Below are 19,399 nucleotides of genomic sequence, written 5' to 3'. Positions count from 1 at the left end.
AAGCGGCAGGGGCTGACAGGACGGGGGTTTTCCGGGCTTACCTGCATTTATCGGGCCACTCCGGGCAGCCACTGACGTTATCAGCGTAGAATCGTAGCAAACGGTCATTAACAGATAGCAGGCGAGTTTTCTGTGATCTGAACCGAAAAAAAAAGCAGCGACGCCGTAGAGGCGTCGCTGCTTTCATAACCTGAGTCAGAACAGATATCAGGCGAGTTTTGGGAAGGTCGCGACCTTGTTAACCGTGTTGTGGTCAACGCTGCGCGGTTCAATGCGTTCCAGGTCTTTCAGGAAGCCTTCACGCCAGGCGGTAATATCATTTTTACGCAATACCGCCATCATGTCGTTGTAGCGTGAAATCCTTTCGGTACGCGGCATAGTAATCGCCTTATCCAGCGCGGCGGCCACTTCATCACGGTCATACGGATTCACAATCAGCGCGGAGGTGAGCTCGTTAGCCGCACCCGCAAAGCGCGACAGCACCAGTACACCGGGATCATCCGGGTCCTGCGCAGCCACGTACTCTTTCGCCACCAGGTTCATACCGTCACGCAGCGGCGTAACCAGACCGACATCGGTCAGACGGAAGATTTTCATCAGCAGTCGACGGTCAAAATGCTGGTTAAGGTAGTAGAGCGGGGTCCAGCCCAGCGTACCGTATTTACCGTTGATGCGCCCTGCTTCGGTCTCCAGCTGATGACGGATATCCTGATACGCCTGCACATCGCCGCGCGAGGTCGGTGCAATCTGCGAGTAGCGAATTTTGCCGCGATGCTGCGGGAAGTTCTCCAGCAGCGCTTCATAGGCAAGAAAACGCTCAGGCAGACCTTTGGAATAGTCGAGACGTTCGCAGGCAATAATATTGCGTGCATCGCCCAGCTCTTTCTTCATGGCGGCCATTTTTGGTGGCAGCGGCCCTTCGGCCATCTCTTTAATACTGTCTGGCTCAATCCCGATGGGATAAACCTCAGTCATAAAGGTGTTGCCAAAGGCGCGATGTTTTTTGTCGCCCTTATTCTGCAGCTGTGTAAGCTGGCTGACGCTGTCGAGGAAGGCCACCCGATCCGATTCGGTCTGGAAACCCAGCAGGTCATATTCGCACAGCATTTCCAGCAACTCTTTGTGCGGCGGCAGCGCATTGAATATTTCAGGCGTCGGGAACGGAATATGCAGGAAGAAGCCGATGCGGTTATTAATGCCCGCCCGACGCAACGCGGCTGCAAACGGTAAAAAGTGATAATCGTGGATCCAGACAATATCATCCGGCTTGATCAGCGGTTTTAAACGCTGTGCCACCGCATCGTTAACGTCGCAATACCCTTCCCAGGCTTCCCGCTGGAACTGAACCAGGTCAAGGCGATAATGGAATGCGGGCCAGATGACAGTGTTTGAGAACTGGCAATAGTAGAGATCGTAATCGTTCTGGCTCAGCGGGAACGAGGCATACTCAATACCTTCATGTTCCTGAACCGTGACTTCTTCTACCTCTTCGCCTGTGTACTCGCTGATTTCACCGTTCCAGCCAAACCACAGTCCACCGGTGCTTTTCAGTGCATCGAGAATACCGACGGCCAAACCGCCAGCGCTGGTTTTTGACCCATCGGGCATGGCGACACGGTTAGATACAACCACTAAACGACTCATAACCTAAACTCCTTACCGACGTTGTCTTGATCTGATAGTAATAATGTTCTTTCCAGCCAGCCGTAAACCGCATCGACATCATGAAGCCGATAATGGGCCTGGGTGGAACCTTCTCCGACTTTGATCGAGACGCCCTGCCGTGCGTTCACGGCCAGAAAGCCCTTCTCATCCGTCAGATCGTCGCCAATAAAGACCGGCGTACGTCCGGCAAAAGGGGGCTGCTGCATAAAGTCGCTGATTGCGGCGCCTTTATCGATACCTGCCGGTTTAATCTCTACCACACATTTCCCCGGCTGAAGCGCCAGTCCGGGAAAACGTTTCACTGACTGTTCAGCCAGTCGCATCACATCCTGCTCATGCTGCATCGCCTGGCGGTAGTGAAGAGCGAAAGCCATGCCTTTTACCTCCAGCTGGGTGCCAGGCCAGGATGCCATGGCATCCTGCAATTCCGCCCTTAGCGATTGCTCCACCTCGACCGGCAGGCTGATGCGTTGCAGATTACCCTCTGCATCACGGCGCTCTGCACCATGTACGCCCGCAGCCGGGCCGTGCCAGGGAGCGGCCAGCGCATCGAGTTGTTCTATGGGTCTGCCGGAGACCAGCGCAAGCGCGCCCTGCGAGAGTGCAGAGAGCTGCTGCAGTTGCGCGATGACCTGCTCAGGAATAAATACCGCTTCGGGACGGGACTGAATCGCTGCCAGCGTGCCGTCGACATCAAAAAAGAAGGCGTACTGCCCGCCGCTTAATGTCGGGTACCTGGCATGGGTGTCTGCCGCTTGGGTCACGTTACTTCTCCTGAAAATCGAATTTTAATAAAACATTGAGTTAAAACAAGAATGTCCTGACGCAGTCAGGTCAGCAAGCGGGAAATTCTGATAAAGCGGTGATTGAGGGATAAAACGCGGTAACGGGATAGGTCACTCTCCTCAAACTTGCAAGCGCATTGCTGACAATACTGGCTAACTGAGAACATCTTCACAGTAAGTGTAGTCATTAACAGGGGTTATGCCAGAAAGATGCAGGTTTCATGCCAGCCGCTGCGGTTAAGTCAGCATAAAAGCACCATTCAATTCTGCTTCGCTTCTGATGTTCAGGCCGGACACGATCCGCTGCTGACTGGAGTCACGCACGTATCGCACCCGGCAGAGTCGGCCCCCCCAAAGCTTAAGGCTCTTAAGGTATTCCTAATATTGAAAGCGCATTCTCGTGACACTTTTATTACTCTGGTTCCTGCTCACATGACGTTTACCCTGAAGAGGCCGCTGATTAGCCGCCTTACGTTGCTGATTCTGGCTGCGGTTTACATCGCGGTTTTCCTTAACGTTGCCTATTACCGTCAGGTGCTGGCGGTGATGCCGCTGAACGACCTGCACACCACGCTGGTCTTTTTATCGATGCCGCTGGTCGCCTTTAGCGTGATCAATATCGTGATTACGCTGGCCTCGTTTATCTGGCTGGATCGGCTGCTGGCCGCGCTGTTTATTCTGCTCTCCGCCTCGGCACAGTTCTTTATTCACACCTATAACATCGTGGTCGATCGCTCGATGATAACCAACATGATGGACACCACCGCCTCGGAATCCTTTGCGCTGATTACGCCACAGCTGCTTGTAACCCTGCTCACCTCGGGCGTGCTGATGACGTTGCTGCTGTTCTGGCCGCGAATCAAAAAGCAGCAGTGGCGCGGCGTGCTGGCGCGACTGCTCAGCGTATTGCTGTCAGCGGCGCTGATTGTGCTGATCGCCCTGCTCTTCTATAAAGATTACGCTTCGCTGTTCCGTAACAACCGCGAGCTGGTAAAAGCGCTGAGCCCCTCTAACAGCATCGCGGCGACGCTCTCCTGGTATAAGCATGAGCAGTTACAGAACGCGCCGCTGATACGCATCGGTGAAGATGCGCACCTGCAGCCCAGCCGCAGCAGTGGCAAACCTAACCTGACGATTCTGGTGCTGGGCGAAACCTCGCGTGCGCAAAATTTCTCGCTGGGCGGTTACGGTCGTCTGACCAACCCCTTACTGGCCAAAGATAATGTGATCTATTTCCCGCACACCACCTCGTGCGGAACGGCGACGGCGGTTTCCGTGCCCTGCATGTTCTCCAACATGCCGCGCGCCCACTATGATGATGTGCTGGCCGCCCATCAGGAGGGATTGCTGGATATTATTCAGCGCGCCGGGATCAGCGTGTTGTGGAATGAGAACGATGGGGGCTGTAAAGGGGCCTGCGATCGCGTTCCGCATCAGGACATGACCAGCCTGAACCTGCCCGGCATGTGTATTGATGGTGAGTGTTACGACGACGTGCTGTTCCACGGTCTGGATGATTACATCAGTCAGTTAAAAGGCAACGCGGTGATTGTGCTGCACACCATTGGCAGTCATGGCCCGACTTACAGCCATCGCTATCCGCCACAGTTTCGTCAGTTTGAACCGACCTGCGACACCAACCAGATTCAGGACTGTTCGCAACAACAGTTGATCAACACCTATGACAATACGCTGGTCAATGTGGATCACATCGTCGATAAAGCCATTAACGTACTGCGCGCGCATCAGGACCGCTTCACCACCAGCCTGGTCTATCTGTCTGACCATGGCGAATCCCTGGGTGAAAATGGTGCTTACCTGCATGGCCTGCCCTATGCTATCGCGCCGGACACCCAGAAACATGTGCCGTTGCTGATCTGGCTCTCCGATGATTATCAGAAACGTTATGCGGTTAATCGCGGCTGTCTGAATAAACTGGCGGCGACAGACGATTTTTCACAGGATAATCTGTTTTCAACCATGCTGGGATTAACCGGCACCGCGACCCACGAATATGTGCCTGCGGATGATATTTTGACGTCGTGTCGGAGCCAACCTTAATGAAGATACTGATTGTTGAAGATGATGCCCTGCTGCTGCAGGGTCTGATGCTGGCGCTGGAAGGGGAAGGCTATGTCTGTGATGGCGTTACGCGGGTGCGGGATGCTGAAGCGCATTTCGCCAGCGGCTTGTATAGTCTGGTGGTGCTGGATCTTGGCCTGCCGGATGAAGATGGACTGCATTTTCTGATACGACTGCGGCGGCAGAAGAAGATGACACCAGTGCTGATCCTGACCGCACGCGACACCATCAGCGAACGCATTGCCGGACTCGACGCAGGCGCGGACGACTATCTTATCAAACCGTTCTCGCTGGATGAGTTGCTGGCGCGTATCCGCGCCCTGATTCGCCGCCACGTCAATCAGGGCGACAGTCATGTCAGAGTGGGTGCGCTGGCGCTGGATATGACCCATCGCCAGATTACGCTCAGCGACGTACTGCTGGATCTGACACCCAAAGAGTTTGCGATTCTGTCACGGCTGATGCTCAAGGCCGGGAATCCGGTTCACCGTGAAATTCTCTACCAGGATATCTATAACTGGGAGACCGAGCCTTCTACTAATACCCTGGAAGTGCATATCCATAATCTGCGCGACAAAATCGGCAAAAGCGCTATCCGCACCGTGCGCGGTTTTGGCTATGCGCTGGTGACGCAGGATGGCGTTCGTGAGGCAACATGATAAGACGTTTCGATCATCGCAGTATGCGCTTTCGTCTCATCCTGACCATCGGTCTGATCCTGCTGGTTTTCCAGGTGATCAGCGTGGTCTGGCTGTGGCATGAGAGCAAAGAGCAGATTCAGTTTCTGGTGGAAGCGCAGCTGCAGAAGCGCAACATGGACAGTCACGTTAAGCGTGAAGTGCATGAAGCGGTAGCCAGCCTGGCGGTGCCGAGTCTGGTGATGATTACCCTGACGCTGCTGCTCTGCTATCAGGCGGTGAAGTGGATTACCCGGCCGCTTTATCAGCTGCAGCGTGAACTGGAGAGTCGCAGCGAAGAGAATCTTGATCCCGTCGCCTGCCACAGTCAGGTTCAGGAGATCGATGCGGTGACGCAGGCGATAAACCAGCTGGTCGCGCGTCTGAACAGCAGTCTGGAGCGCGAACGGTTATTCACTGCCGACGTGGCACATGAGCTGCGCACGCCGCTGGCGGGATTGCGGCTGCATCTGGAGTTAATCGAACGTAACAGCGATGTCAAAGTTCAGCCGCTGGTGCAGCGCCTGGATCAGATGACGCACAGTGTGTCGCAACTGCTGAATCTGGCGCGCGCCGGACAGTCCTTTACCTCTGGCACCTATCAGAACGTGGGGCTGATTGAAGATGTGATCCTGCCAATGGAGGCAGAGCTGAGTATTATGCTGGAGGCGCATCAGCAGACGCTGGTGCTCGATCTGCCGCAGGAGCAGTTTGTGCGTGGTGATGCCACGCTGCTGAAGATGTTGCTGCGTAACCTGGTCGAGAACGCCCATCGCTACAGCCCGGATAACAGCACCATCAGTGTGCAGCTGGTGTTAACTCCTCAGCCGATGCTGGTGGTGGAAGATCAGGGCCCGGGAATTGATGAGAGTAAAAGTGGCGAGCTGAGTAAAGCGTTTATCCGGATGGACAGTCGCTACGGCGGTATCGGACTCGGGCTGAGCATCGTCAGCCGCATCGTCCAGTTACACCGGTTTCAGTTTTTCTTAGAGAACCGCCGCGACCGAAGCGGTTGTCGTGCCGTGGTGAAGTTTTAAGCGCTGAACCAGGCGGAGAGGAACAGAACAACCGTGGCTGCGGCAATCAGCAGTGCAGCATATTCACTCATCGGACGCGGAGCAGTCACAGACAGGGCAACAGGAGCAGTTTTCATAGCATCATCCTCAGTTAAAGCAGGCAGTATCGCGATTGCATATTAAGGAAACCTTAAGCTCGCGACACTGCCGCTAAAAATGTCTGCGCTGCCGGACGCCGCCATCAACCTCGCATTTCTGCCCGCTGACACGCCTGCTGCATCCGCCCGGTGCTCTACACTTAATGGCTACGTTCCGTTTCAGGAGTTATGCCATGAGCCAACGCATGCACAAATATGCTTTTCCGGTCAGCAAAGCCCGCAAATACCTTGAACCCGGACCGGTGCTGCTGCTCAGTTCGCAGTACGGAGATCAACATGACATCATGACGCTCGGCTGGCACACGGTGCTGGAGTTTTCTCCGTCACTGGTCGGCTGCATGATTGCCGGTATGAACCACAGCCATGAGCTGATCCGCAACAGCGGTCAGTGCGTGCTGAACATTCCTTCTGCCTCGCTGATTGATGAAGTTGTGGCAATCGGCAACAGCCACGGCGACAGCATTGATAAGTTTGAGGCCTTTGGCCTGACGCCGGAACCCGCTCAGGTGGTTGGCGCGCCGATGATTGCCGAATGTTTTGCCAGCTTTGAGTGTCAGCTTTATGACGATTCGATGGTCGCCAACTACAACCTGTTTATTTTTGAGATTGTTAAAGCGCACGTTGCCGAGCAGCCGGAATACCCCACTACCCTGCACTACACTGGCGAAGGCCGGTTCAGCGTGATGAGCGACAAAATACTGGATAAGAGCGGCGATTTTAAACCGGAGATGCTGATCTAGTTGAAAGCGCTCTGCCGCGCCCCCATTCACCTCTTTCGACCTGACAGGAGTAAATTATTATGGCAATCGAATACGCAGTTATCGCTGGCGGCTGTTTCTGGTGTACCGAAGCGGTATTTAAGGATGTGATCGGCGTAGAGTCGGTGGAAAGCGGTTATACCGGTGGTGCCCGTCCTAATCCGACTTATGAGCAGGTCTGCAGCGGTGCGACCGGTCATGCAGAAGCGATCCGCATTGGCTTCGACCCGGAGAAAGTCAGCTTTGGCGATCTGCTGGATATCAGCTTTGTGACGCATGATCCGACCCAGCTTAACCGTCAGGGTAATGATATTGGCACCCAGTATCGTTCCGCCATTTTCCCGGCCAATGCAGGGCAGGAAGCGGAGGCACGCGCCGCCATTGCCCGCGCTCAGGCTGACCATGATGTGCCGGTGGTGACCACTATTGAGCCGCTGAAAGAGTGGTATCCCGCTGAAGCTTATCATCAGGATTACTGGGAAGGCGCGGGCCAGCGCAACGGCTACTGCATGGCGGTCATTCCACCGAAACTGCAGAAGCTGCGGAAAAGTTTCGCTAACAGAGTAAAGAGCTGATTCCGGCATCAGTCGGGGCGGCGTCTGACCAGTAACGAGGGTGAGAACGCCGCCCCGGTTTATTTGCTGCCATAAAACTCACCTGACCGGGCTCATCAGGATGGCGGGATGTGGCCGGTAAAACGGCGGGTTTTATGCCGCAGTAAATCGATTCGTTCAGAGCTTAAGCGAATAGATCAAAAGAGAAAAATAGTGCTTGACCGTTTTCAGTCGACTCCCTATAGTACCGCCCCGTTGACCCATCGCGGTCAGCGAAGTAAATCTGGTGAGGTGTCCGAGTGGCTGAAGGAGCACGCCTGGAAAGTGTGTATACGGCAACGTATCGAGGGTTCGAACCCCTCTCTCACCGCCATCTTCAAAGAAGAGCCTGAACTTTTGTTCAGGCTCTTTTTTTTGCATATTTCACTCTGAGAGAGCGTAATAACTCCCGCCGGGGAACGACCACGTGCGCAGCCGCTGCCCCACAATAAGAAAACCCGGCCGGAGCCGGGTTTGGGCGCTACACTTCTACTCAATCAAACGCTAGCTATACGCGTGCAGGGTGCGCTGACACAGCGCAGAACGCACACAATCTTCTTTGCCGAAGCGTACAATGCCAACCATCTCGTCCTCTTCGAAACGCGCCAGCGCGTCTGCGAGACCGGAAGGCACCCCAGCGGGCAAGTCGCACTGGGTAATATCGCCGTTAACAATGACCGTGACGTTTTCGCCCAGTCGGGTCAGGAACATTTTCATCTGCGCGGCGGTGACGTTCTGCGCCTCGTCCAGAATTACCACAGCATTTTCGAAAGTGCGACCACGCATATAGGCGAACGGTGCAATCTCTACCTTGGCAATTTCCGGACGCAGACAATATTGCATAAAGGATGCGCCAAGACGTTTAACCAGAATGTCATAAACCGGGCGGAAATAAGGCGCGAATTTCTCAGAAATATCGCCGGGAAGGAATCCCAGATCCTCATCTGCCTGCAGTACCGGGCGCGTAACGATAATCCTGTCGATATCCTTATTAATCAGGGCCTCAGCCGCTTTTGCGGCACTGATCCAGGTTTTACCGCACCCGGCTTCACCGGTTGCGAAGATCAGCTGTTTTCTCTCTATGGCGTTAAGATAGTGCGCCTGAGCTTCATTACGGGCTTCAATTGGCAACCGGTCACGCGTATCGCGCGCCATGCCAATGGCATCCAGTCCACTCATATGCACCAGCGAAGTGACCGACTCTTCTTCACGCTGACGATGACTTCTTGAGTCACTACGAAGCACTCTTCTTGCTTCACGACGCGCTTTGATCACTGCTTTCTGTCTTCCCATAGTGGCACCTTTCAGTTGGTTTCATTTCCTGCGTCAGGCCGGTGGCCCGTTGCGATAACGTGAACGCTTTAGAGGTTTCAGTTGGCTTCCTTTTGAGCCATGACAGGACAGGATAGTGGGTATGCAGCAGCGCAATAGCGTAGCTGAACACCGGATAAAACAGGATGCGATAAAACAAAAGAGATGGTTGAAGGAAGGAAGAAATAACGAGGCAGAATTGCCCTCGCGGTCAGGCGCAATCTATTTACTGACAGTGACTTTCCATTAAAGACTCGACCCATGCGCGAACTCCAGTGTGATACATCAACACATCCGATTACGCCTGTTTAATAAAGTGCACCATTTTGTTGGGCCTTTGCAATAGTAATTTTACCTGCTGGCAAAAGAATTGCTAATCACGTGTATGTATTTCTTTTAAGGCAAAATGTAAAAGCGTTTTATTACAGTGAATTAGCTTATTTTATATATGCCAGACAACCGCTAAAACTCAGTTTAACCTCAGTCAGCAAAGCACGAAAACCGTAAAACGTGGGCGACCAGAAAAGGGACGCCCACAGTGGTTGAATTTTAATCAGGCTTCCAGCAACGACTGCGCTAAATAATGGCTGGCGTCTGGTACACCGGGCAAAACAAAAAAGTAACCGCCGCCAAAAGGCCGGATATATTCTTCCAGCGCTTCGCCGTCCAGGCGCCGCTGCACCGTGAGAAAGCCGCGTTCCAGATCGTGCTGATAGCAGACGAACAGCAACCCCATCTCCAGCTGTCCCGATGCAGAGATACCCGCGGAGTAACTGTAGCCGCGCCGCAGCATCAGGCTGCTTGCCGTCTCTGGCGTGCGGGGATTGGCAAGACGAATGTGCGCATCCAGCGCAATCACTTCGCCGTCCGGATCACGGGCGTAATCCGGAACGTCGCGCTCATGCTGCATCCCCAGCGGCGCGCCACTTAATTTCTCACGACCAAAGATAGTCTGTTGCTCGCCCAGCGGCGTGCGATCCCACATTTCGACGTGAAAACGGATTAACCGTACAGCCTGATAGCTGCCATTGCGCGCCCAGACCGGTTCGTCCTGATCGTCGGTCACCCACAGCAGCTGATTCATCAGAGCAGGGTTGTGGGTATCCGGATTGGCGGTGCCATCTTTGAACCCCAGCAGGTTGATCGGGGTCTCCTGCCCCTGACTGCGCGCGGCATGATCGGAGATAAAGCCTTCGCGCCGCCAGCGTACGCCAAGCAGGTCAGGCGTATGCTTGATGATATCCCGCAGGGCATGAATCACCGTATCCTGGGTGTTGGCACAGAGCTGCAACAGCAGATCGCCATGACACTGACTGGCATCCAGCGAATCGTTGGGAAAGCGTGTCATCGGCTGCAATTTTTTCGGTTTGTGCGGCGCCAGACCAAAGCGTTCATCAAACAGTGAATTGCCGACCGACACGGTAATCGTCAGATTATCAGGCGCGATAGTCGCCCCAAGAATACCGGAATCCATTGGCGGCAACCGCGGATTGGTGACTACCGGTGCCGGACCGCCCGTGGTCAGGAAGGCAATACGCTGGGTCAGCAACCGGAACAGACGCACCAGCTCCGCTTTATCGCTGCTGAGCAGATCAAACGCCACCAGCATCATCGATGCCTGCTGTGGCGTCGTGATACCTGCCTGATGCTGACCATAAAACGGCTGCATCTGCTGTCGGGCCTGCGGCGTAACCGTCCCCGGCGAAAAGCTGTCGGCGGCGGCTGCATGGAACGGACAGCCGCCACTCAGCGCTGCCGCGCCACCCAGCAGCCCCAGCCCTTTTAGTAACCGACGACGCGCAGGCTGCGCGTCATCTTCCTTGCGACTCATGATTAATCCAGACCCAGGGTGCCACGAAGTAATGAAAGATCTTCCGCCAGTGCGGTGATCGGTCCTTTCAGCGCGTTACGGTCGGCGCTGGTCAGTTTCTCATAGGATTCAAAACCGGTTTGGGTGCGGTACTTACTCAGGATCGCATCCACTTTTTTGAAGTTGGCGTCAACCTTGGCCAGCAACTGCGGATTGGCTTTGCTTACCATGGGTCGCAGCAGATCGACAATTTTCTGCGCGCCATCAATGTTCGCCTGGAAGTCCCACAGGTCAGTCCGGCTGTAGCGATCTTCTTCACCGGAAATTTTGCTGGAAGCGACCTCTTCAATCAGGCCGGCTGCGCCGCCGACCACTTTGGCTGGCGGGAAGGCCAGTTCGCTGATGCGCACCTGCAAATCTTTCACATCTTTATTCAGCTGCTCAGCGTAGTCCGCCATGCCTTTCGTGCTGTTATCAGCAAACAGCGCTTTCTCCAGACGGTGGAAACCGGTGAACTTAGGATCGGCCGCTTTCTTCTCATAGTCATCTTCACGGGCGTCAATGCTGCCGTCGAGATCGGAGAAGAGCTCAGCAATCGGCTCAATGCGCTCATAATATTGACGGGTCGGAGCAAACAGCGCTTTGGCTTTTTCAACGTCACCCGCTTTAACGGCGTCAGTAAAGGCCTGGGTGTTGCTCACCAGCTGGTTCACCTGGTCGGTCACATAGGCTTTATATTCGGTGATTGGGCCTTCCAGCTGCATACGTGCTGAGGTGCCACTTTTTGCCGCACCCTCAGCTGCCTGCACGATCAGCTTGCCTTTTGGATTGCTCAGCAGCCCACAGGTCATCTCATATTCGCCCGCCTCCAGATTGGCGGTCAGTTTCTGACTGAAGCCCGGCGCGATATTCTCACGCTCTTCAACCACCATCACGCCTTTGAGGATCTCCCACTCCAGCGCTTTCTGGCTGTTGTTTTTAATCAGGAACTGGGTCTTACCGGCCTTGACCGTTAAGCTCATCGGCTCGCACTGCTTGTCGGTGACGCTTACGGTAACCTGAGGAACCGCCGCGGCCGCCGTTGCGGAGATTGCCAGCAGAGGAAGCAGCAGTGCCTTGCGGCGGAAACGCATTGTCATCTCTCTTTCCCTATCATGTTGCAGGCGTAAGATGCGCCCGTTAAATGTCAAATTACACAGTGGCCGACGCAGCAGAACGCGCAGGCATAAAGAACAGAATCAGCGCCGGAATCAGGTAAGCGAAGTAAACGGTCACTTCACTGACGCTTGGGGACTCCTGATAACCCAGCACCCCTTCCAGCAGGGTGCCGAACAGCGAATGGGTCGATAAGGTATTGCTGAGATCGAAGGCGACATCCTGAAAGCGATTCCATAAACCCGCTTCGTGGAAGGCGCGGATGGCGCCCGCTGCCAGACCCGCGGCGACAAACAGGATGAATACGCTGGTCCAGCGGAAGAAATGGGCCATGTTAAGACGGATACCGCCCCAGTAGAGCAGCATGCCCAGCACGACCGCGGTTGCCAGACCCAGCACCGCGCCAATCGGCGGCGCATAACCGACATCCTGGGTAAACGCCGCCAGCAGGAAGAACACCGACTCCAGCCCTTCGCGCGCCACGGCAAGAAACACCATCAGCACCAGTGCCAGACCGCCACGACCTGAGCGTTGCAGCGCCTGATCGACAGCCTGTTCAAGCTCGACCCTGATGTTGCGGGCGACTTTGCGCATCCAGAAAACCATTGAGGTGAGGATCACCACCGCAATCAGCGCCACGATGCCCTCAAACAGCTCCTGCTCTTTCTGCGGGAACTCACCGGTGGTGGCATTGATGAACAGACCCAGGCCCAGACAGAGCCCGGCGGCAATAAACACGCCAGCCCACATCGCGGGAAACCATTGGGTGCGCTGGGTGCGTTTGAGATAGCTGGCTATCAGGCTGACTATCAGCGCGGCTTCAAGCCCTTCGCGCAGCATGATGAGAAAAGGAACAAACATCGCCAACCTCTTGAATGTTAAGCAGCGTCAATAAACAGTAAAATAAGGTAAAGTGTAAACGATACCGATTATCATTATCGCTGAGAAAAAAACAAGTTGCCGGTGGAGATAATTTCATCTTTGAGTGGTTTATCTTTGTAACAAAAAAGCCCGCCCCTTTCGGGACGGGCCAGGCGATTAACGCCTCGCTTATTTTGTCTGGAACTCCGCCTCTGCAGCAGCAAAGCGCTGCTGCGCTTCTGCTGAAGGCTCACGGCCCATCAGCGTGAATACCACAATGGCGATGCTGGCGAAAATGAAGCCCGGGATGATTTCATACAGTCCCAGCCAGCCATACTGTTTCCACACCAGCACGGTCAGCGCACCGACGATCATGCCCGCCAGCGCACCGTTGCGGTTCATCCGCTTCCAGCAGACACCAAACAGTACCACCGGACCAAACGCCGCACCGAAGCCCGCCCAGGCGTAGCTCACCAGGCCCAGCACGCGGTTTTCCGGGTTAGCCGCCAGCGCGATCGCAATCAGCGCCACCAGCAGCACCATCAGACGCCCTACCCATACCAGCTCTTTCTGGCTGGCATTTTTACGCAGTAAGCCTTTGTAGAGATCTTCGGTCAGGGCGCTGGAGCAGACCAGCAGCTGACAGCTCAGCGTTGACATCACGGCTGCCAGGATCGCTGACAGCAGAATACCGGCAATCCATGGGTTGAACAGGATACGCGCCAGCTCGATAAAGACCCGCTCCGCATTGGCGTTAACGCCAACCGCCAGCGTCGGGTTGTTCTGGAAGTAGGCAATACCGAAGAAGCCCACCGCCACGGCACCGGCCAGACAGAGCACCATCCAGGTCATACCGATACGGCGAGCGGTACGGATTGAACGATGCGAATCCGCCGCCATAAAGCGCGCCAGAATATGGGGCTGCCCGAAGTAGCCCAGGCCCCAGCCGAGCAGGGAGATCACCGCGACGAAGTTCAGTCCCTTCAGCATGTCGAGGTTTTCCAGGCTCTTCGCTTCAATCACCGCCAGCGAATCAGACCAGCCGCCGACCGCGATAATCACAAACACCGGCGTCAGGATCAGCGCAAAAATCATCAGGCTCGCCTGAACGGTATCGGTCCAGCTCACCGCCAGGAAACCGCCCACCAGCGTATAGAGAATGGTCGCCGCTGCACCCGCCCACAGAGCGGTCTGGTAACTCATACCAAAGGTGCTTTCAAACAGACGCGCACCGGCTACCACGCCTGAGGCGCAATAGATGGTGAAGAACACCAGGATCACAATGGCGGAGATCACGCGCAAAATTTTACTGTGGTCCTCAAAGCGGCTGGTAAAGAAGTCCGGCAGCGTAAGGGCGTTGTTGTGATGTTCAGTCTGGACCCGCAGGCGACCGGCCACGATTTTCCAGTTCAGCCAGGCACCGATCGTCAGGCCAATCGCAATCCAGCTTTCAGAGATACCGGAGATGAAGATCGCACCCGGTAAGCCCATCAGCAGCCAGCCGCTCATATCGGATGCACCGGCAGAGAGTGCCGTGACCACGCTACCCAGACTGCGGCCACCGAGGATGTAATCATCAAAGTTTTTGGTTGAGCGATAAGCTACAAACCCGATTAATACCATCCCAAGAATATAAACCAAAAAGGTCACCAGCAAAGGTGTACTTACACTCATCTGTCTCTCCACTTATTATTTGATATCCCAGAGAAATCGCCAGCTACCCGCCTGCCGGAACGGGGCAAAGCGGGCCGATTTTCTTCGTCAGGGCGTCACTCATTTCCCAGCGGCGCGGTATCCTGCCGGAAAGGCGTTGTGCGCACAATGGATTTAACACAGGCGTTACAGTGATTTCACTAACCGTTTGTGAAAACGTGCTCATAGGTTGCACTCGCTCACAGTTATCCGGTTGCACCATCGTATTACCTGCCTGAAACCCGCTTTTCATCGGGTCTGCCAGACTGGCGAGGATCTTGCAGCAATATCCGTGCCGCATTGCGGGATTTAACAATCGTCGACGTTAAAAGGGTGTTAACTGGCTCACATTTAACACGGTTGCACAAAGTTGCAACTTAAGTGATAGTGCAGCCAACGCCGTATCGAACCATTATCAAGGAGCTCTGGAGTCATGGCTACAACCACCATGGGTGTAAAACTGGATGACGCGACACGCGAGCGCATCAAACTGGCTGCGCAGCGCATCGATCGCACGCCACACTGGCTGATTAAACAGGCGATCTTTAACTACCTGGGCCAGCTGGAAACCGGCGATACCGTGCCGGAGATCCCGCTTTCTGCTCAGGCGGCCGCGGAGTCCGACGACACCCAGCCAGAGGAGACGCACCAGCCGTTCCTTGATTTCGCAGAGCAGATTTTACCTCAGTCAGTGACCCGTTCAGCGGTGACCGCCGCATGGCGTCGTCCGGAGACTGATGCGGTGCCAATGATGCTGGAACAGGCACGTTTACCGGCGGCGCTGGCAGAGAAAACCCATCAGCTGGCTTACCAGCTTGCCGACAAGCTGCGGCACCAGAAAGGGGCAACCGGACGCGCGGGCATGGTGCAGAGCCTGCTGCAGGAGTTCTCACTCTCCTCCCATGAAGGTGTGGCGCTGATGTGTCTGGCTGAAGCGCTACTGCGTATTCCCGACAAGCCAACGCGCGATGCGCTGATCCGCGACAAGATCAGCAACGGCAACTGGCAGTCACATCTGGGACGCAGCCCGTCACTGTTTGTCAACGCGGCGACCTGGGGCCTGCTGTTTACCGGCCGCCTGGTCTCGACCCACAACGAGTCGAATCTCTCAAGCTCGCTTAACCGCATTATTGGTAAGGGTGGCGAACCGCTGATCCGCAAAGGCGTGGATATGGCGATGCGTCTGATGGGCGAGCAGTTCGTTACCGGTGAAACCATTGCCGAAGCGCTGGCTAACGCCCGCAAGCTGGAAGAGAAAGGCTTCCGCTACTCCTATGACATGCTGGGCGAAGCGGCCCTGACGGCAGGCGATGCCAAAGCCTATCTGCTCTCTTATCAGCAGGCGATCCATGCCATTGGTAAAGCGTCGAATGGTCGCGGCATCTATGAAGGTCCCGGCATCTCTATCAAGCTCTCAGCACTGCATCCCCGCTACAGCCGTGCGCAGTATGAGCGCGTGATGGAAGAGCTCTACCCTATTCTGAAATCGCTGACGCTGCTGGCCCGCTCCTATGACATCGGCATCAACATCGATGCAGAAGAGGCGGACCGGCTGGAACTGTCGCTGGATTTACTGGAGAAACTCTGTTTCGAGCCAGAGCTGGAAGGCTGGAACGGCATCGGTTTTGTGATTCAGGCCTACATGAAACGCTGTCCGTTTGTGATTGATGAGCTGATCGATCTGGCGCAGCGCAGCCGCCGTCGCCTGATGATTCGTCTGGTGAAAGGCGCGTACTGGGACAGTGAAATCAAGCGCGCCCAGATGGAAGGCCTGGAAGGGTATCCGGTCTACACCCGCAAGGTTTACACCGATATCTCTTATCTGGCCTGTGCCCGCAAACTGCTGGCCGTGCCAAGCCTGATCTATCCGCAGTTCGCTACCCATAATGCCCACACCCTGGCGGCGATTTATCAGCTGGCGGGCAACAACTACTATCCCGGTCAGTATGAGTTCCAGTGCCTGCACGGCATGGGCGAACCGCTCTATGAGCAGGTGGTCGGCAAAGTGGCGGACGGCAAACTTAACCGCCCCTGCCGTATCTATGCGCCGGTCGGTACCCATGAAACCCTGCTGGCCTATCTGGTGCGCCGCCTGTTAGAAAACGGGGCCAACACCTCCTTTGTTAACCGCATTGCCGATACCTCGCTGCCGATTGATGAACTGGTGGCCGATCCGGTGAGCGCGGTGGAGAAGCTGGGTGTCAGCGAAGGTGCCATTGGTCTGCCGCATCCAAAAATCCCCCTGCCGCGCGATCTGTATGGCGATAACCGCGTTAACTCTGCGGGTCTGGATATGGCCAACGAACACCGTCTTGCCTCACTCTCCAGCGCCCTGCTGAGCAGCGCCGCACAGCCCTGCCTGGCCGAGCCGATGATCGACGGTGAAGCGGGTGCCGGCGAGTTGCGCGACATTCTGAACCCGGCAGCGCCTGGCGACCGTGTAGGTCAGGTCCGTGAAGCCACAGAGCAGGAAGTTTCTATGGCGCTGGATGCCGCGGTGAACAGCGGGCCAATCTGGTTTGCCACACCACCGCAGGAGCGTGCCGCCATTCTGGAACGCGCCGCACAGATCATGGAAGGCCAGATGCAGCAGCTGCTCGGCATCCTGGTGCGTGAAGCGGGCAAAACCTACAACAACGCCATCGCGGAAGTGCGCGAAGCGGTTGATTTCCTCTATTACTACGCCGGAATGGTGCGTGACGATTTCGACAACGAAACCCATCGTCCGCTGGGCCCGGTGGTCTGCATCAGTCCATGGAACTTCCCGCTGGCGATCTTTACCGGTCAGATTGCGGCTGCACTGGCAGCGGGCAACAGCGTGCTGGCCAAACCGGCCGAGCAGACACCGCTGATCGCCGCACAGGCGGTTCAGATCCTGCTGGATGCGGGTGTGCCGCCAGGCGTGCTGCAACTGCTGCCTGGCCAGGGTGAAACCGTTGGTGCACAGCTGACCGGTGACGTTCGGGTGCGTGGCGTGATGTTTACCGGTTCTACTGCGGTGGCGACACTGCTGCAGCGTAATCTGGCGGGTCGTCTTGACCAGCACGGTCGTCCTGTGCCGCTGATTGCTGAGACCGGCGGGATGAATGCGATGATCGTTGACTCTTCCGCGCTGACTGAGCAGGTGGTGATCGATATCGTCGCCTCTGCCTTCGACAGTGCCGGACAGCGCTGTTCTGCCCTGCGCCTGCTCTGCATTCAGGAAGATGTCGCCGACCATACCCTGAAGATGCTGCGTGGCGCGATGGCGGAGTGCCGCATGGGCAATCCGGAACGCTTCTCGACCGACATCGGTCCGGTCATTGATGCCGAAGCGAAAGCCAATATCGATCGCCATATTCAGGCGATGCGTAATAAAGGCTTCACGGTCTATCAGGCGGTGCAGGAAAACCCGCAGGACAGCAAAGAGTGGAATAGCGGTACCTTTGTTAAACCGACACTGATTGAGCTGGGTCAGGTCAGCGATCTCGATAAAGAGATTTTTGGCCCGGTGCTGCACGTGGTGCGTTTCACCCGCAATAACCTGCCGCAGCTGGTTGAGCAGATCAATGCGTCCGGCTATGGCCTGACGCTGGGCGTACATACCCGCATCGACGAAACGATTGCACAGGTCACGGCGAACGCCCGAGTCGGCAATCTCTACGTCAACCGCAATATGGTGGGCGCGGTGGTCGGCGTACAGCCGTTTGGTGGCGAGGGCTTATCCGGTACCGGTCCGAAAGCGGGCGGTCCGCTCTATCTTTACCGCTTGCTGGCGCATCGTCCGGATAGTGCGCTGCGTCTGACTTTTGATCGTCAGGATGCAGAACGCCCGGCGGACAGCACGCTGCGTCAGTCACTGCTGGCACCGCATCTGGCACTCAGCAACTGGGCTAAGGATAAGCCTGAACTGGCTGAACTCTGCCAGCACTATAGCGATCTGGCCCAGGCGGGCGTGGTCCGTCTGCTGCCTGGCCCGACAGGCGAGCGCAATACCTTCTCACTGTTGCCGCGTGATCAGGTGCTCTGTCTGGCTGATAACGAGCAGGATGCGTTAATCCAGCTGGCCGCGGTGACCAGCGTCGGCAGTAAAGCATTGTGGCAGGATGATGAGCTGCATCGCGCCCTGCTGGCCTCGCTGCCGGATGCAGTGAAAGCGCGCATCACGCTGGCGCGTGACCCGTTAGCAGCAGAGTTTGATGCAGTGATCTATCACGGCGATGCCGATCAGCTGCGTACCCTGTGTGAACAGATTGCCGCACGTGAAGGCGCGATTGTGTCGGTGCAGGGCTTTGCGCGCGGCGAGACCAATCTGCTGCTGGAGCGTCTGCTGATTGAGCGTTCGCTGAGTGTGAATACCGCTGCGGCAGGCGGTAATGCAAGCCTGATGACCATAGGGTAAGGGGCGTTCGCGAGATTGTTCGCTGCGCGAACGGGCTGAGGTGCGGTGCTGAAGCTGGGATGGTTCGCTGCGCGAACGGGCTGAGGTCCGGAGCTGGAGCTGGAGCTGGAGCTGGAGTTGTTCGCTGCGCGAACGGGCTATGAGAAGGTTTCGTTCGCCTGGTAAGCCAGGCAGTTTCAGATTCGCCTCTGCAGGCGACCGACAAGGGGGCGCCAGTCGCCGCGCCCCCTTGACCCCGGGCTCCGGCCTGCTTCACCGCCGCTTCGCGGTTCCTTCGCTACTTCAGGATTTCTCACGGACCAGCGGGACGCGCCATCCATGGCGCGAACCCGCCTCTTCGCGACATCCCTGTCGCTCGTCCTGAAATCCCTCATCCGCTCAGCGGCTCTGACGGCCTCCCCACCCCCTCGCTGTTATCTTTTCTTTTTATGTTGGGTTCGCTGGCGCTGTGAGTT

The 19,399-nt window shown here is 56.1% G+C and carries 13 protein-coding genes and 1 tRNA gene; 7 read left to right on the top strand and 7 right to left on the bottom strand.

Annotation, left to right across the window (positions count from 1 at the left end; all coding sequences use genetic code 11):
• Nucleotides 1-207: 207 nt before the first annotated feature.
• Both otsA and otsB read right to left on the bottom strand, forming a co-directional pair.
• Nucleotides 208-1,644 (bottom strand): alpha,alpha-trehalose-phosphate synthase, encoded by a 1,437-nt coding sequence (otsA, locus tag LC417_RS01520; protein WP_010258527.1) that lies wholly within the window; start codon nucleotides 1,642-1,644, stop codon nucleotides 208-210.
• A complete protein-coding gene (gene otsB / locus LC417_RS01515; protein ID WP_033757959.1) occupies nucleotides 1,641-2,429 on the bottom strand; it encodes a trehalose-phosphatase in 789 nt (262 codons plus the stop codon). The genes otsA and otsB overlap by 4 nt, the downstream gene beginning before the upstream one ends.
• Before the next feature lie 453 nt (nucleotides 2,430-2,882).
• Between otsB and eptA the strand changes: the two genes are divergently transcribed.
• From eptA to LC417_RS01485, 6 genes are all read left to right on the top strand, one after another.
• Nucleotides 2,883-4,511: a phosphoethanolamine transferase EptA gene (gene eptA / locus LC417_RS01510; RefSeq protein WP_050679620.1), complete on the top strand. Its 1,629-nt coding sequence runs from the start codon at nucleotides 2,883-2,885 to the stop codon at nucleotides 4,509-4,511.
• Nucleotides 4,511-5,191 (top strand): two-component system response regulator PmrA, encoded by a 681-nt coding sequence (gene pmrA, locus LC417_RS01505; RefSeq protein ID WP_010670822.1) that lies wholly within the window; start codon nucleotides 4,511-4,513, stop codon nucleotides 5,189-5,191. The genes eptA and pmrA overlap by 1 nt, the downstream gene beginning before the upstream one ends.
• On the top strand, nucleotides 5,188-6,246 hold the full coding sequence (gene pmrB, locus LC417_RS01500) for a two-component system sensor histidine kinase PmrB (protein ID WP_045139876.1): 1,059 nt from the start codon (nucleotides 5,188-5,190) through the stop codon (nucleotides 6,244-6,246). Before pmrA ends, pmrB begins: the two co-directional genes overlap by 4 nt.
• Before the next feature lie 310 nt (nucleotides 6,247-6,556).
• Nucleotides 6,557-7,123: a flavin reductase family protein gene (locus LC417_RS01495; RefSeq protein ID WP_031594590.1), complete on the top strand. Its 567-nt coding sequence runs from the start codon at nucleotides 6,557-6,559 to the stop codon at nucleotides 7,121-7,123.
• A 59-nt stretch (nucleotides 7,124-7,182) separates the two neighbouring features.
• Entirely contained in the window at nucleotides 7,183-7,716 is a 534-nt protein-coding gene (gene msrA, locus LC417_RS01490; protein ID WP_010258508.1) for a peptide-methionine (S)-S-oxide reductase MsrA, read from the top strand.
• Between the two features lie 264 nt (nucleotides 7,717-7,980).
• Nucleotides 7,981-8,068 (top strand) — tRNA-Ser (locus tag LC417_RS01485).
• Nucleotides 8,069-8,238: 170 nt separating this feature from the next.
• Here LC417_RS01485 and phoH read toward each other — a convergent pair.
• The 5 genes from phoH to putP form a co-directional block, all read right to left on the bottom strand.
• The gene (phoH, locus tag LC417_RS01480; RefSeq protein WP_010258505.1) at nucleotides 8,239-9,027 is read right to left on the bottom strand and encodes a phosphate starvation-inducible protein PhoH; all 789 of its coding nucleotides are present in this window, start codon (nucleotides 9,025-9,027) and stop codon (nucleotides 8,239-8,241) included.
• A gap of 571 nt (nucleotides 9,028-9,598) precedes the next feature.
• The gene (gene efeB / locus LC417_RS01475) at nucleotides 9,599-10,876 is read right to left on the bottom strand and encodes an iron uptake transporter deferrochelatase/peroxidase subunit (RefSeq protein ID WP_050679621.1); all 1,278 of its coding nucleotides are present in this window, start codon (nucleotides 10,874-10,876) and stop codon (nucleotides 9,599-9,601) included.
• Between the two features lie 2 nt (nucleotides 10,877-10,878).
• Nucleotides 10,879-11,994, bottom strand: a complete 1,116-nt coding sequence (efeO, locus tag LC417_RS01470; RefSeq protein WP_050679622.1) for an iron uptake system protein EfeO — start codon at nucleotides 11,992-11,994, stop codon at nucleotides 10,879-10,881.
• Nucleotides 11,995-12,046: 52 nt separating this feature from the next.
• The gene (gene efeU, locus LC417_RS01465) at nucleotides 12,047-12,871 is read right to left on the bottom strand and encodes an iron uptake transporter permease EfeU (RefSeq protein WP_010258496.1); all 825 of its coding nucleotides are present in this window, start codon (nucleotides 12,869-12,871) and stop codon (nucleotides 12,047-12,049) included.
• 189 nt (nucleotides 12,872-13,060) lie between these two features.
• Nucleotides 13,061-14,545, bottom strand: a complete 1,485-nt coding sequence (putP, locus tag LC417_RS01460; RefSeq protein WP_010670826.1) for a sodium/proline symporter PutP — start codon at nucleotides 14,543-14,545, stop codon at nucleotides 13,061-13,063.
• A gap of 451 nt (nucleotides 14,546-14,996) precedes the next feature.
• Between putP and putA the strand changes: the two genes are divergently transcribed.
• Entirely contained in the window at nucleotides 14,997-18,944 is a 3,948-nt protein-coding gene (putA, locus tag LC417_RS01455) for a trifunctional transcriptional regulator/proline dehydrogenase/L-glutamate gamma-semialdehyde dehydrogenase (protein ID WP_223565375.1), read from the top strand.
• The last annotated feature ends 455 nt before the right edge of the window (nucleotides 18,945-19,399 follow it).

This window comes from Pantoea sp. OVA07A (assembly GCF_019969975.1).
GTDB lineage: Bacteria > Pseudomonadota > Gammaproteobacteria > Enterobacterales > Enterobacteriaceae > Pantoea > Pantoea agglomerans.
Note: the sequence above shows the minus strand (reverse complement) of the source record. Positions and strands in the feature narration are given on the sequence as shown.

What these genes read in the sequence shown, in the direction of transcription:
- otsA (WP_010258527.1), bottom strand. Translation starts at nt 1,644, where the DNA reads ATGAGTCGTTTAGTGGTTGTATCTAACCGTGTCGCCATGCCCGATGGG.
- eptA (WP_050679620.1), top strand. Translation starts at nt 2,883, where the DNA reads ATGACGTTTACCCTGAAGAGGCCGCTGATTAGCCGCCTTACGTTGCTG.
- pmrA (WP_010670822.1), top strand. Translation starts at nt 4,511, where the DNA reads ATGAAGATACTGATTGTTGAAGATGATGCCCTGCTGCTGCAGGGTCTG.
- pmrB (WP_045139876.1), top strand. Translation starts at nt 5,188, where the DNA reads ATGATAAGACGTTTCGATCATCGCAGTATGCGCTTTCGTCTCATCCTG.
- LC417_RS01495 (WP_031594590.1), top strand. Translation starts at nt 6,557, where the DNA reads ATGAGCCAACGCATGCACAAATATGCTTTTCCGGTCAGCAAAGCCCGC.
- msrA (WP_010258508.1), top strand. Translation starts at nt 7,183, where the DNA reads ATGGCAATCGAATACGCAGTTATCGCTGGCGGCTGTTTCTGGTGTACC.
- phoH (WP_010258505.1), bottom strand. Translation starts at nt 9,027, where the DNA reads ATGGGAAGACAGAAAGCAGTGATCAAAGCGCGTCGTGAAGCAAGAAGA.
- efeB (WP_050679621.1), bottom strand. Translation starts at nt 10,876, where the DNA reads ATGAGTCGCAAGGAAGATGACGCGCAGCCTGCGCGTCGTCGGTTACTA.
- efeO (WP_050679622.1), bottom strand. Translation starts at nt 11,994, where the DNA reads ATGACAATGCGTTTCCGCCGCAAGGCACTGCTGCTTCCTCTGCTGGCA.
- efeU (WP_010258496.1), bottom strand. Translation starts at nt 12,871, where the DNA reads ATGTTTGTTCCTTTTCTCATCATGCTGCGCGAAGGGCTTGAAGCCGCG.
- putP (WP_010670826.1), bottom strand. Translation starts at nt 14,545, where the DNA reads ATGAGTGTAAGTACACCTTTGCTGGTGACCTTTTTGGTTTATATTCTT.
- putA (WP_223565375.1), top strand. Translation starts at nt 14,997, where the DNA reads ATGGCTACAACCACCATGGGTGTAAAACTGGATGACGCGACACGCGAG.